Origin of the sequence: Vibrio sp. 1641 (assembly GCF_033339995.1) — a bacterium.
Classification (GTDB): domain Bacteria; phylum Pseudomonadota; class Gammaproteobacteria; order Enterobacterales; family Vibrionaceae; genus Vibrio; species Vibrio alginolyticus.
This window is the reverse complement of record NZ_JAWOVP010000003.1, coordinates 86,938-100,089: the sequence shown is the minus strand read 5'-3', so window position 1 is coordinate 100,089 and position 13,152 is coordinate 86,938. Positions and strand designations below refer to the sequence as shown.

11 protein-coding genes are annotated in these 13,152 nt (G+C 42.5%); 8 read left to right on the top strand and 3 right to left on the bottom strand.

The features are described 5' to 3' along the window. Window positions 1–2: 2 nt before the first annotated feature. Window positions 3–1,340 carry an ATP-binding protein gene (locus R7Z47_RS08290; protein WP_005389108.1) on the top strand — a complete coding sequence of 446 codons (1,338 nt, stop codon included), beginning with the start codon at window positions 3–5 and terminating at the stop codon, window positions 1,338–1,340. Further along, a complete protein-coding gene (locus R7Z47_RS08285; RefSeq protein ID WP_005377744.1) occupies window positions 1,327–1,800 on the top strand; it encodes a response regulator in 474 nt (157 codons plus the stop codon). The genes R7Z47_RS08290 and R7Z47_RS08285 overlap by 14 nt, the downstream gene beginning before the upstream one ends. A gap of 108 nt (window positions 1,801–1,908) precedes the next feature. On the opposite strand, the gene R7Z47_RS08280 is transcribed toward R7Z47_RS08285, so the two are convergent. Beyond that, window positions 1,909–3,612: a putative bifunctional diguanylate cyclase/phosphodiesterase gene (locus R7Z47_RS08280; protein ID WP_005377743.1), complete on the bottom strand. Its 1,704-nt coding sequence runs from the start codon at window positions 3,610–3,612 to the stop codon at window positions 1,909–1,911. Window positions 3,613–4,099: 487 nt separating this feature from the next. On the opposite strand from R7Z47_RS08280, the gene R7Z47_RS08275 reads away from it, so the two are divergent. From R7Z47_RS08275 to R7Z47_RS08260, 4 genes are all read left to right on the top strand, one after another. Then, complete coding sequence (locus tag R7Z47_RS08275) at window positions 4,100–5,317, top strand: HD-GYP domain-containing protein (protein WP_065274495.1); 1,218 nt, start codon at window positions 4,100–4,102, stop codon at window positions 5,315–5,317. Window positions 5,318–5,519: 202 nt separating this feature from the next. After that, complete coding sequence (locus tag R7Z47_RS08270) at window positions 5,520–6,143, top strand: LysE family translocator (RefSeq protein ID WP_318129964.1); 624 nt, start codon at window positions 5,520–5,522, stop codon at window positions 6,141–6,143. Between the two features lie 213 nt (window positions 6,144–6,356). After that, window positions 6,357–7,901, top strand: coding sequence for a YjjI family glycine radical enzyme (locus tag R7Z47_RS08265; protein ID WP_318129963.1), 1,545 nt, complete (start codon window positions 6,357–6,359; stop codon window positions 7,899–7,901). 22 nt (window positions 7,902–7,923) lie between these two features. Further along, on the top strand, window positions 7,924–8,805 hold the full coding sequence (locus tag R7Z47_RS08260; protein WP_318129962.1) for a YjjW family glycine radical enzyme activase: 882 nt from the start codon (window positions 7,924–7,926) through the stop codon (window positions 8,803–8,805). Between the two features lie 19 nt (window positions 8,806–8,824). Here the strand turns inward: R7Z47_RS08260 and R7Z47_RS08255 are convergent, their stop codons facing one another. Further along, on the bottom strand, window positions 8,825–9,763 hold the full coding sequence (locus tag R7Z47_RS08255) for a LysR family transcriptional regulator (RefSeq protein ID WP_005377737.1): 939 nt from the start codon (window positions 9,761–9,763) through the stop codon (window positions 8,825–8,827). A gap of 411 nt (window positions 9,764–10,174) precedes the next feature. Here R7Z47_RS08255 and R7Z47_RS08250 point away from each other — a divergent pair, with 411 nt between their 5' ends. Both R7Z47_RS08250 and R7Z47_RS08245 read left to right on the top strand, forming a co-directional pair. Then, window positions 10,175–10,945, top strand: coding sequence for a TerC family protein (locus R7Z47_RS08250; protein ID WP_053350578.1), 771 nt, complete (start codon window positions 10,175–10,177; stop codon window positions 10,943–10,945). Between the two features lie 160 nt (window positions 10,946–11,105). Continuing rightward, window positions 11,106–11,708 carry a 2OG-Fe(II) oxygenase gene (locus R7Z47_RS08245; protein WP_005377733.1) on the top strand — a complete coding sequence of 201 codons (603 nt, stop codon included), beginning with the start codon at window positions 11,106–11,108 and terminating at the stop codon, window positions 11,706–11,708. A 54-nt stretch (window positions 11,709–11,762) separates the two neighbouring features. On the opposite strand, the gene R7Z47_RS08240 is transcribed toward R7Z47_RS08245, so the two are convergent. Next, window positions 11,763–13,028 carry an HD domain-containing phosphohydrolase gene (locus R7Z47_RS08240; protein WP_025766702.1) on the bottom strand — a complete coding sequence of 422 codons (1,266 nt, stop codon included), beginning with the start codon at window positions 13,026–13,028 and terminating at the stop codon, window positions 11,763–11,765. Between the last annotated feature and the right edge of the window lie 124 nt (window positions 13,029–13,152).

Here is a 13,152-nt window from a genome sequence, read left to right as displayed (position 1 = left end):
CCATGTACGAAACGAAGTTAGACGCGTTAGTACAACGCTACTTTAATCACCTTGAACGCCGATTAACGGTTTTATCCGGGTCGGTGCTTATTGAGCAAGCTGGCTACAATGATCGCTTGTACTATGTGCTGTCGGGAGAACTGGCGGGCTATTACGCGGAAGATGACAAGAAACCGATTCAGGTATTTTCTGCGTCTCAAGGTGCGTTTATTGGCGTACATAGTTTCTTTTCTGGTACGTGGACTGCCTCTTCGACAGTGATTGCTCAAACCGATGTTGAATTGGCTTGGATACAGCGCGATACGCCTGCCGTGGAAGAGGCGACATACGGACCATTGACGACACAATTTATGCCTGTGATGGTTAACGAATTATCTCGTCGTCAACGGCGCGCAATGCAAGAGGCATTGGCTAAAGAAAAAGCACTACAAAAGCTTCATACCGCAGAGCAAATGACAACGTTGGGGCAGCTTGCAGCGGGTATTGCTCATGAGTTGAACAATGCGATAGGCGTTGTAAGCAGTAAATCAGAACGGCTAGAGACAGTTATCATGGAACTGCTTGAAGAAGTTCATCCGGAAGCGAGTCAATTTTTTGATTTTGGTTTAATGCAAGGGCAGAAAGTCTCTTCTAGCGAAGCGAGAAAGCGGGGGCGCCACTTCGAAAAATACTACGGTTTAACCAAGGAGGTTGCTCGTGATCTTGCGCGAGCCGTTCCAAATAATTTCCTTTCGGAACATTGGCTAAAAAGACCAGAAGAAGCGATACGTTTCTGGCAAATGGGGCGAGATCTCCATGACTTACGCATCGCTTCTAAACATACCGTTGGCATTGTGCGATCCGTAAAACAATTGGGGCGCACGGATATCGACTTGGATGAAGCGATTAACATCAATGATTCAATCAATCGCGCCTTGGCTCTATTGCAAAGTGACTTAAGACGAGTGAGTGTTCGTTTTAGCCCTGCGGATTTACCTGCTTTTATTGGTTCTCAAACCGAACTCGTCCAAGTTTGGGTAAATATCTTAAAGAATGCGTGCGATGCACTTGGTGAAACGGAGAAACCCGGTATCGAAATACATACTCGGGAGAGTAAGGGTAAAATTTTGGTCACGATTGCTAACAACGGACCAGAAATTGATGAAGCGACACGTAGAAAAATTTTCCGGCCAAACTTCACCACTAAAAAGGGGGGCTTGTCGTTTGGTTTAGGGTTAGGTCTGTCGATTGTAAAGCGCATTATCGCCGGATATAACGGCTCTATTGTGGTAAAGAGCGACAGTGAAAAAACGATTTTTAGAATCAAGTTACCAGTAGAGGGTGAACATGGAGAAGCTTAATGTAATTTGCGTTGATGACCAACGAGAGGTACTAAGCGCGGTTCTACAAGATTTAGAGCCGTTAAATCAATGGTTGAATGTCGAAGACTGCGAATCAGCAGGTGAGGCTCTAGAACTGATGGATGAATTTGATGCAGAAGGCGAGATGATCGCATTGATTATTTCCGATCATGTGATGCCAGGTAAAACGGGAGTAGAACTGCTGACCGATGTATCAAAAGACGGTCGTTTTGGCTTTACGAGGAAAGTGCTTCTTACCGGGCAAGCGACGCACACCGATACGATTAATGCGATCAACTCCGCAGGCATTGACCGCTACTTTGAAAAACCATGGCAAGCAAGCCAATTAATAGAGTGTGTTAGAAACTTGGTGACCCAATATATCTTTGATGTGGGCTTAGATTACACTCAGTATCACGAGCATTTAGATCAGAGTGTGGTGTTTGAACGTCTACGTTAATCGGGGGACATTAAGCTTGTTTTCGTCACGGCCAGTTAGTGTCTGAAATCTATAGTGAATAGTTCAGCATGTTTAACGTGGCCGTGCGGGAATATTGCTCTAGTATGCTTAACTCAACGAATAGCGGCTTGCACTGGCAACAGAAAGTGGCTTAGAGAACCAATAACCTTGCAGATAATCGACGCCCATTTCGGTAAAAAATTCACACATTTTGGCGTCTTCAATTCCCTCAATCACTACTTCAATATTATTTTCCTGGCACATAGTGATAAGAAACTTCAGATATTCTTGTGAAGAGCGGTTGGTTAGTGTTTTCCACGCCATCGACCTATCAATTTTGATTTGTGTCATCGGGAGGTCGAAGAAGCTATTTAATGAACTGTAACCAGATCCAAAGTCATCCAGAGAGAGTGCAAATCCTAGTTCCCTGAGGGTATTCAGAGGGGCAATGGCTGTCTGATTATTATCCAAAATAAACGTTTCTGTTAGTTCCAACACAATAGACTCAGGATCGACACCAACCTCATCCGCCATGGCTTTAATTCGCGCAGGGAATTCACTGTTCATTAACTGAAGTACAGAAACATTCACGTTGACACGAACTTGGTTTTGGTAACGCTCACGGTAGTTTTTGATAAATTCACACGCTTTGGCAAAGACTTGATATCCGAGTTCGACAATCAAACCTTTGTTCTCTGCCACGGGGATGAATTCGTCTGGATAAATTTCGCCAAACTCTTTGCTACGCCAGCGAACCAGAGATTCGAAGCTCACTACTTTTGAGCTTTTGGCGTCAATAATTGGCTGAAACTTAACGCTTAATGTCTGTTTTTCTAGTGCACTTTTTAGACCTTGTTCAATAAAGAAATAACGGTCTACGGCATGCTGAGTTTTCTCACTGTAAACCGCAACACGGTCTTTATTCTGCTCGCTTGCGTACTGACAAGTTCGTGCTGCTTTACGTAATATTTCCTCTGCTGAGTGACTTGGATCTATGCAAGGATACAAACCAATACTAATGTTACTTCCTAAGTATTGGCCCTCTTCAATCACTGCCTCGTGGTAGGTTTCCTTTAAACTTTCGGCGTAACTTTGCAGCGTTTCTACCGAGCATTCATCGTGAATCAAAATCGCAAAGTCATCATCATGTACGCGATATACAGAACTATTTGGAGAAGGTAGGTGACTGAGAGTTTGTAGCAATTTTTCCACTAACCCATCGACCAACTCGCTGCCATATTGATTTAAGTAAGATTTAATCTCTTCTATCTGAATGTAACAGATAGATGCACAAGAATCAGTGGCTCGCACACTATCTTCAATATCCAGCAAGAGATGGGCGCGATTAGCCATACCTGACGCATTGTCATGAAATGCGACTTGATGAATGTAGCTTTCCATCAGCTTGCGTTCAGAAATATCACGGTGGCTACCAACCATATAATGACCATGTTCTGTTTCTTTGGTCATGGCTACACCTTCAATCCAGACGTACTGTCCATTGGGTTTACGCACGCGGTAGGTCGTTGTGACCCTCGTGTTGTTGGTAATGATGTGAGCATCGACCCGAGTGGAGAGTCTTTCTCGATCGAGAGGGTGAACAAGGTCTAACCATTGCTCTAAGCTGATTCGACCAGCGTTGATACCAAGCTGCTCATAAAAGCCCTTGTTATAAAATACCATGGTGCCAAACTCATCCATGTAAAAGAGGCCTTCGTTAAATACATCGAAGATATGAATGAATCGTTCTTCGACGATTTTTAGGAACTCTCGGTCACTATCTGAGACTTGTTGGTCAAATATGGTGGTCAAGATATTTCCTCCTCGAGCCTTTTAGCATCAGAGATGAGTGTTGGGGTTGATAACATAGAGTTGATCTGCTGGCATACATTACAATCACAAAAGTGTCAGTTCAAATTGTTTGGCTATCATTTTATGCGCTACTAGGTTAATAACATACTAAGATTAGGCGGCTAATCATCGACATTTATAAAAAATAGTCAACAGTAAAAATCATTTATAAAATACAGTTATTGATGCCGTCCGCAATCTATAAATATTTATGAATAATTATCCTAAAGTTATTTTCAGTTGTGTCGGTATCAATGTGCGGTTTTCTAACGTCATTTGTATATATGTTATCTTGGATAAAACCATAATAACAAAAAGGGCTTAATGAGCGCGACCGATTGTTAATTGACAGGATGCTCATTAATTGTAATCAATTCAAATTTATTATCACGCCAAGTAATCAAATCTCTTATAATGCGGACGTTAATATCGAGTAAGCCTTCTTTATATGCAGTACGATCCGAAAAATTCAATCAAAATTGCGCTCGCTGATATCGGCGTTGGTATGTTTGTTACCGCGATAGAGCACAACAAGCGCGTCAATTTAGCCAATGCAGGGCGGATATCTAGCCCTGAAGGCATTAAGAAGCTTGCTACAAGTGGCGTAAAGTATGTTTGGGTAGATCAAACATTATCTTCGCAGCAGTGTGTCTTCAAGCCTGTAGATGAATCAACTGATGCCACTAAAGAGACGCGAGAGCAGAAACACTCCGATTTTAAGAGGGGTCAACGAGCTTATCGTTCGAGAGACATCCAACACAAGCGAGCCAAAAAGCTGATCGCCGAAGCAAAAGATTTGGCGCAGAAACTATTGAATCAAACTTTTGAAGGAAAAATCATTGAAGTTGATGAAGTAGAAGCTTGGGCTGACGATGTCATTGAAAGTGTTTTGATTGACTCAGATGCGTTGCAGTGTGTCTCTGCGCTCCGAAAAAAAGACTCTTACTTATTGGAACACTCCGTCAATGTCGCTTGTCTTTTAGTGTCATTCGGTAAGTACTTGGGCTTAGATAAACCAACGCTAAAACAGCTTGCTGTAGGTGGCATTATTCATGATGTAGGTAAAATTAAAGTCGATGATAAGATCTTGCACAAGCCAGCGAAGCTAACGCCTGAAGAATTTGAACATATGAAGCTACATCAAGTGTTCGCAGGTGAGATTATCCTTCACGTAAAAGGGCTTAGTGACGTAAGCCGTGATGTTTGTTTGATGCACCACGAGAAGTTAGATGGCAATGGTTATCCTAGAGGCTTGAAGGGGGAGGAGATTCCAATTCACGGCCGTATGAGCTGTATTGTAGATATCTACGATGCGCTAACGGCTGATCGCTGTTATAAAAAAGGCATGAGTTCTGCGGAAGCGTTTAAAATCTTGTTGAGTCTAACGCCATTTCATTTAGACGCAGACTTAGTTTACAAATTCATTAATTGCATTGGGATGTACCCCGTAGGCTCCATTGTCGAGTTGAACGATGGGCGTGTTGGTATTGTTTGGTCTTCAAATGAATCTCAAGCATTAAAGCCAGAAGTGAAATGTTTCTACTCCCGCAAGTATAAACGATACATTGATGTCACGATGGTGGACTTAAAAACGAGTGCGTACAAAATTGAAAGAGCGATCGCGCCTTCATCGTTAGAGATCGATCCTAAGCCTTTTTATGATTAAGAGAAATAGATAAGCTTATACAACAGGCTTTACATCCTTGCATGTAGATCGTATTTTATTTGCATAACTATCTATTAATTTTTTCTAAGTTATTTAGATGCAAGATGGTTATTAAGACCTCGGCTTCATGGATAGAAACCGGGCGATAAAATAGTTCTATACACAATGGGCTATAAACCTCATTTTGCTGGAAGGGATGTCAATGCAAATAGATACATGGATTTTTTACACTCTTGCCATTCTCGTGCTCACAGCTTCACCAGGACCAAGCTCACTGTTGTGTTTAAGTAAAGGAGTGAGTAGTGGGTTTCGTATTGCTTTCATGACTGCGCTTGGCAGTTTATCTGCGATTACGATCATCCTTACGCTCTCATTTACCGGGCTGGGAGTTGTCATTGCTTCATCTGAGTTAGTTTTTAATATTATCAAATGGTGTGGTGCCGCTTATTTAATCTGGTTAGGTATTCAAGCGTTGCGCTCATCTCAGACAGATTTTGATAAAATGGCAACGACTCAAAGTTCCGCGACAGCGTTCAGCGCGTTCACTAGTGGTTTCATTGTTGGCGCTAGTAATCCCAAAGCGATAGTCTTTTTCACCGCTTTGTTTCCTCAATTCATAGAACCTTCCGCTCCGCTACTGTCTCAATACGCGATTTTCGCGTCTACATTTGTGGTTTTTGAGCTGAGCTGGCTAACATTTTATGCCTTGTTAGGAGTAAAAGCCTCCGATTGGTTGTTTGTCGCTGGAAGAGCGAAGTTGTTCAATCGTTTGACTGGTGGAGTATTTATTGGTGCTGGCGTGATGTTGTCGACGGCAAACCGATAAATAAGACAGACTTCGGTACGCAGCTAGGTTTTTCCCATATAGTAAGTTGGGATGCGCTAATTTAGCTTTGTCTTATTTCCAGAATGGAAATAGACGTTTTGTTTATTTTCATTAGTGGCAACAGCCAAGCAGGAGTAAAATCACGTTACTCTTTAGGGGTAGAGCTCGTATTTTGTCTTGTGGGCTTGTGGTTACTTTGTAGGAATATCTTAGATGACAAGCCTTTCTAAACTACAACAACGTTTTCTAGATATCGCGACCGACGTCTGTCTTTCTCCAAAACAGAAGTCGAGTTTTTTAGCTTTAGAGGCGGAAGCGTGCATTCCTTACATGACCGTATCTCCATCACTGAGACAAGCAATGGATGAAGGCATCATCTGCGATATGTTTGAAGGTCATGCACCGTTTAAACCTCGCTACGTGTTGCCTGATTACGCTAAATTTCTATCGCAAGGCTCAGACTATTTAGAGTTGTCTCCGGCTGATGATTTCGATGATGCGTTTAACATGCTTACCATCATTTACCATCATGTTCCTTCGGTAACGAACATTCCGGTTTACTTAGGTCAGTTAGATGATGTCTTGTTGCCTTACATAGGCGACCTAACAGAGAGCCAGATTTACAAAAAGTTAAAACATTTTTGGGTCATGCTGGATCGCACATTGCCAGATGCGTTTATGCATGTGAATGTCGGACCGACAGACAACATTATTTGTCGCACTGTTTTAAAAGTAGATGCGGAGCTCAAGCAGATCGCACCGAATCTCACCTTTATGTACGACGAGACAGTTACACCTGATGATTTACTTCGTCAAGCGACACAGAACATTTGTGAATGCAGTAAACCGCATATTGCCAATTACCCAATGCACGCGAAAGCCTACAACGGCTCACGCTTTGGTATTGTAAGTTGCTACAACTCGCTTCCATTAGCAGGTGGCTCGAACACATTGGTGCGAATGAATTTAAAAGAAGTTGCAAAACGAGCATCAGACTGTAACGACTTCTTAAACAGTGCGTTGCCTTCTTACCATCGATTAATGGTCGAGCTCATAAACGCAAGAAGCACGCACTTGCATGAAAAATCGAACTTCTTTCAAGGCTTTTTGACGCAAGAAGGGTTGATAAAAGAGTCCTATTTCGCGCCAATGTATGGCGTTTACGGCATGGCCGAAGCGGTAAACCTTCTATTTGAAAAAGAAGGGCAAATAGGGCGATACGGAAAAAATGATCGAGCAAATACTTTTGCTCATGATGTTTCAGAAACACTGGCTAAACTGGTGGACTCAACCCCGGTGAAATATGGTTTAGATGGCAAAGCGCTCTTACATGCACAAGGCGGCATTAGCTTAGATCATGATGTTACGCCAGGTGTACGTCTGCCTTATGGTGCAGAGCCAGACCCTGTCACTTATGTACAAGCAACGGCGAAGCATCATCAGTATTATCGTGCGGGTATCAGCGATATTTTGACGATTGATGAAACGGTGAAATCTAACCCAGAAGCGATGTTCAATTTATGTAAAGGGGCACTAAATGCTGGTTATCGTGAGTTTACCGCGAATGTCACTTCAAATGACTTAATTCGCGTGACAGGCTACATGACCAAACTTTCAGATGTCGCGAAATATGATAAAGAAGGTTCGAGAACCAACACGACGTTTCTAGGTGCAGAAGCAGCAAAAAATACCAAAATTTTAGAACGCTCGCCACGTGTGGTGAGTCATGAAGTAACACCGACTTACACGCAGGCATAAGTTCGGTTTAGGAAAGAACAAGATGTCTAGACGAAGTGGAAGCCTTTTGGCAAAAGTCACTCGTATCCTTCCTTTCTCTTGTGTTGATGGGCCAGGAAATCGTCTAGTCATCTTTCTACAGGGTTGTAACTATCAGTGTTTGAACTGCCACAATCCTCACACGATAAACCATTGTAATCATTGTGGTGAGTGTGTGAGTGAATGTTCAGCAGGCGCATTGAAGTTCGACGAAAACAACAACGTTGTTTGGCTTAAAGAGGAGTGCACCCACTGCGATCATTGTATAGAGATATGTCAGAACCAATCTAATCCAAAAATTACTGACTACTCTGTAGTAACAATGCTCGATTTGATACGCAAACATCGCTTTTTCATCAGTGGTGTTACTGTATCCGGTGGGGAATCTACCTTACAACTTCCTTTCATTATTGAGCTGTTTAAAGGGATAAAACAAGATCCTGAATTACGGCACCTCTCTTGTTTCATCGACAGTAACGGTTCTTTAGCGGTTGCTGGTTGGCAGCGTATTCTACCTTTTCTGGATGGCGCAATGATCGATTTGAAAGCGTGGCAGACGGAGACGCATCAGTGGCTAACTGGGCGTGATAATCATCGTGTATTTAAAACCCTTCAATACCTAGTTGAACACGAAAAATTGTACGAGGTCCGCTTACTGCATATTCCCCAAAAAAGTGATTTAGATATAGAAATCGTAGCAATTGGACGTTACTTGAGTACTCTTCCTGAATCGGTGCTTATACGTTTAAATGCCTTTCAGCATCACGGAGTAGTGGGGGAGGCGTTAACTTGGGATATGTGCTCTCATCATGATATCGAACGCTTAAAATCAGAGCTTCGATGCTACGTGAGTAACCCTGTCACAGTGCCGACAGTACTCACGTAGTACCGTTGTTTATCTATGCTTACGCATCACAGGCATCTAACATGGCGCAGGCGTCGAGTAATTGTTGCTGCAACCATTTTAAAGCGGGATCGTTTAAGCTCGCTTTGTTCCAAACGAGGCTGTAGGCTACCTGTCCGTAATCGAATGGAAGAGCTTGTTCAACCAAACCTTTTGCTTGCATTGCCGCTCTTGCCCAAAGCTTGGAGCATGTGAACAAGTAATCCGAGTGCTGACACATCACCGCAGCTGAACCAAAGTCGGCTACACGCATGGCCAAGTTTCGCTTTGAATGCCTTTGGGTGAGATTTTGCTCAAAATAAGGTTGTGACAGATCTTTATCATGAATACCGATGTGTCTTGCACAAAGGTAACTTTCAACAGATAAGGGTTGCTCAGCGAGTGGGTTCGATGCTCTCATTAAGCAAACCATTTCGTCTTTCAAAATGGTTTTCCAGACCAAGTCTTTATTTTGTGTGGGTGGTTGGCTGAGATCGTGAGGAAGCAACAAAAAATCCACTTGACCTCTTGCTAATGCATCGAAGCTCATTTCCTCTTTCGCATGGACATTCAAGTGCGCGTGGTTGCTCAGTTGTTGGGACAAGTGCTGTAGAACTGGCGCAAAGAGCTCAAATGAACTTTCACGCATTGCTAATGAAAAACTACCTTGATAGTAAGCCGGATTAAAAGAGCCTTGATGTAATAATCCATTCATACTGGAGAGTATGCCATGGATTGATGGGCCTATATGCAGCGCAAATGCTGTCGGCACTAAGCGAGTGCCATCACGGTAAAAAAGGTCATCCTTTAGCGTTTCGCGCAACTGTCCGAGCGTTTTACTGACGCTCGATGGTGTTACACACAAGCGTTCTGCCGCAAGTGTGACGCTGTGAGTGGTTAACAACATATGTAAAACAGTTAGATGTTTAAGGCTTATACGCGAAAGAGCAATGTAGTCCATAAATAGCATGGTTTCTTATGATTTTTGGCAGTATATCAGCATGAAACAAATTTTTACTATTGTTTATCTCGGAAACACGCCTGTTTCTCTTTGAGCTCAATGCATTTAATGGGTTGCATAAGGATTGATGGTGCTTATAAGTCTAGAAATTTATCTTAGTTTTGTTGGACTTTAATGCTTTCATTTATTCAATTCTAAAGCTTCTATGTAATTTTAATCAATTTGGAGGAGTTGATTGATTTGTACACGAATTAAACTTGTTCCTTGTTAATTAAAATAGATATTGTTTTGTTGATTGTTTGGTGATTTACTCATGATCCCTCAGTAACAAAGGTATAAATAATTAATGGACGACCCCTTTAGTCGACAAAACCCTTCACCATATGTCTTCTTATTATTGGAGACATGCTCATGCTAGAACTTTTTATGCAACCAGAAGCTTGGGCTATTTTCGCCACTTTGTTTGCGCTTGAAGTTGTCTTAGGCGTTGATAACGTCGTTTTTATCTCTGTCTTATGTGAAAGACTGCCGCTGCACCAACGTAAGCTGGCAAGAAGCCTTGGTATTGGTCTTGCTGTTATTGCTCGTATTGGTTTAGTGTTTTCAATCTCTTGGATCATGCAACTGACTCAACCGCTATTTTCTTTGGCGAACCATGCGTTTACCGGAAGAGACGTCATCATGATTGCGGGTGGTGCATTCCTCTTGGCTAAAAGCCTGAAAGAGTTGTGGAGTTGGTTAAATCACAACGAGTCTGCTCACTCAACTCACGCCCGTACTGGTTTAGCGGTAGTTCTGTTGCAGATTGTTGCCGTGGATGCTGTATTCTCGATGGACTCGGTGATAACCGCCGTTGGTTTGACAAGTGATGTCCCACTTATGGTCGCAGCGATTGTTTCTTCTGCTATCGTGATGGTCATGACAGCCGAAAAAATAAATAACCTGGTGTCGTGTTACCCTGGTTTTAAGACACTTGCTTTGTTATTCCTCGTTTTGTTAGGTGGTTTATTGATGGCAGAAGGCTTCGAAATTCATATCAACAAAGGTTATGTGTATTTTGCGATGGCATTCGGCTTAATTCTGGAACTTTGTCATATCCAGTTAAAAAACAAACAACGCCCGACTATTAAACGTCTTAGTCCGTTGCGAGTTCATCCAACCAGATTAGAAGCTCGTCAATAATAAAAGATATTGCCGCTCATATGAGCGGCATTTTTATATTCGTCATCACCTATTTTTACTCTCTTTTTATTTTGTTGTCGTTTCGACAAAAAATCGCATTTGTTGTGGGGTTGAAGATTTTTTATATAGACCGCCCAACTAATATGAGTGAACGACAATAATGGATAAAATGATCGATGCGTTAGCAACCCATGGCTACTACATCTGGGATGATTTTCTTTCTGAACAAGAAGTGGCTCAATTACGAGACTGCATTCCAAGTAACTGGAAAAAAGCGCGTATTGGTCGTAATGACGATGTGACTCGTATTGAGTCAATTCGAAGTGACAAAATTCAATGGTTATCGCCCAATATGGGGCACGCGGTTACTTCTTACTTAGATAAGATGGAAGAAATACGCCAAGAAGTGAACCGTCACTTGTTTCTAGGACTTTTTGAGTATGAAGCTCACTTTGCCAAGTACGAGGAAGGGGATTTCTACCAAAAGCATCTAGATTGTTTTAAGGGCAATGAAAACCGTCGATTGACAACCGTTTTTTACATGAACGAATCTTGGACGGAAAAGGATGCAGGTGAATTGGTGGTTTACGATCTAAATGATAATAAGATAGCAACCATCCCTCCTCAATCGGGACGCTTACTTTTATTCTTATCTGAGCAATTCCCGCATGAGGTTTTACCGACCAATGCTGAGCGGTTCAGCATTGCAGGTTGGTTCAGAATCAATGGTGTGCGAGACAATGTACTTGATATTGCAAAATGATTGGTTTGCAACCTGCACAAAATCAGCATAGGGCGTAGATACGCCCTTTATCGATTAAACATTAGTTGATAGCTCGTAACACTCGGTCATGTTTCGCTCTAGCACTGCATAGACGTCAGAACAAAGTTCTTGTTTAGCGACTTGCTCGCCCATAATCGCGGCGATTTGTGCTTGAGCCATTCGTCCTCGGTAGGGACGGTCCTGAGACAGAGCTTGAAAAACATCGGCAACCGCGACAATACGTGATGGTACATCGAGTTCGTCTCCTGTTTTATGATAAGGATAGCCAGAACCGTCCAAACGCTCGTGATGATTAGAGGCCCACTCCGCTATTTTAGCGTTGGGAAACACTTTGTGTAATGCGAGCTGAGTATCAATTGTATGGCGTTTAATACGCGTATACTCTTGTTTATTAAGAGAGCCTTCTTTATGAAGAATCTCATCTGGTGTTTTTAACTTTCCGATATCATGCACCAACCCAGCAATAAATAACATCTCTTGGTCGTGCTCACAGAACCCAAGCTTGATGGCTAGATACCGAGATAACTCCGCCACTTTTTGCGAATGTTGATAAGTAAATGGGCTTTTTGCGTCAACAATTCGAGCGATAAACATGCCCAAACTATTCATATCTTGGATGGTGAGCTGTTTTTGAAGCCAATCAATGCTTTTAAAGTTTAATCCGATGGTTTCTATATTTTCAGACTCCATCGCGAACCAAAATGCGTCGGTCATAACGAGCTTAACCATTGCCTTAGCCATGTCTGGATTAAACAAAGTTCCAGCGTTTGCCATGATGCATTCTGCAATTAGTTCTTCATGAAGTGTGACAATGTCACAGTGGCAGTTCATGACGTATTTGGAACGCATAAAATCGAGACGATCGGCTAAATAGAGTAGGGCAGCGACCTCTTTTTCAAAAGGCGGTAAATCAAGATATTTTAGTTCACTCCAATGTGTATGGTGGTAAAGAACAGGTGTCGCAAACTGACGCAACAAACGACACTGCTTGAGGCTTCGGTATCCTCTTAAGCAATGTGTTTTTACATCTTGTGGCACCAACTCCTCAAGTAACATTTTATGTTCTTGTGTTTCGGAGACCCCACAATCGTGGATCATCCCTGCGAAGTAGCAAAACTCCGCTTTTTCTGGTTCCCAGTTCATGACCCGAGCACATTGGTAAGCGATGTAAGCGACACGATGGCTATGGTGCGTATCATCAACACCGACATAGTCGAGTGCTCGAGCAACCCAGATAAGTGCTTGTTTCAGATCGACTTCAAAGCCCATGTCCGTATGGGAATGGCAAGAATGATTCATGGTTTATACCGACATTGCTAATTAGCCCACGCTAAACCCAAATCAGAAGGTGATAGGAAAAATTGGGTACGACAGCGAATAGACCCCAAAAAGGTGGGCGTTTAGACATAGTTTTGATTATGGG

Bases quoted from the DNA above. Each gene is read 5' to 3' on its own strand.
- R7Z47_RS08265 (WP_318129963.1), top strand. From the start codon at position 6,357: ATGACAAGCCTTTCTAAACTACAACAACGTTTTCTAGATATCGCGACC.
- R7Z47_RS08245 (WP_005377733.1), top strand. From the start codon at position 11,106: ATGGATAAAATGATCGATGCGTTAGCAACCCATGGCTACTACATCTGG.
- R7Z47_RS08290 (WP_005389108.1), top strand. From the start codon at position 3: ATGTACGAAACGAAGTTAGACGCGTTAGTACAACGCTACTTTAATCAC.
- R7Z47_RS08285 (WP_005377744.1), top strand. From the start codon at position 1,327: ATGGAGAAGCTTAATGTAATTTGCGTTGATGACCAACGAGAGGTACTA.
- R7Z47_RS08250 (WP_053350578.1), top strand. From the start codon at position 10,175: ATGCTAGAACTTTTTATGCAACCAGAAGCTTGGGCTATTTTCGCCACT.
- R7Z47_RS08270 (WP_318129964.1), top strand. From the start codon at position 5,520: ATGCAAATAGATACATGGATTTTTTACACTCTTGCCATTCTCGTGCTC.
- R7Z47_RS08260 (WP_318129962.1), top strand. From the start codon at position 7,924: ATGTCTAGACGAAGTGGAAGCCTTTTGGCAAAAGTCACTCGTATCCTT.
- R7Z47_RS08275 (WP_065274495.1), top strand. From the start codon at position 4,100: ATGCAGTACGATCCGAAAAATTCAATCAAAATTGCGCTCGCTGATATC.
- R7Z47_RS08255 (WP_005377737.1), bottom strand. From the start codon at position 9,763: ATGGACTACATTGCTCTTTCGCGTATAAGCCTTAAACATCTAACTGTT.
- R7Z47_RS08240 (WP_025766702.1), bottom strand. From the start codon at position 13,028: ATGAATCATTCTTGCCATTCCCATACGGACATGGGCTTTGAAGTCGAT.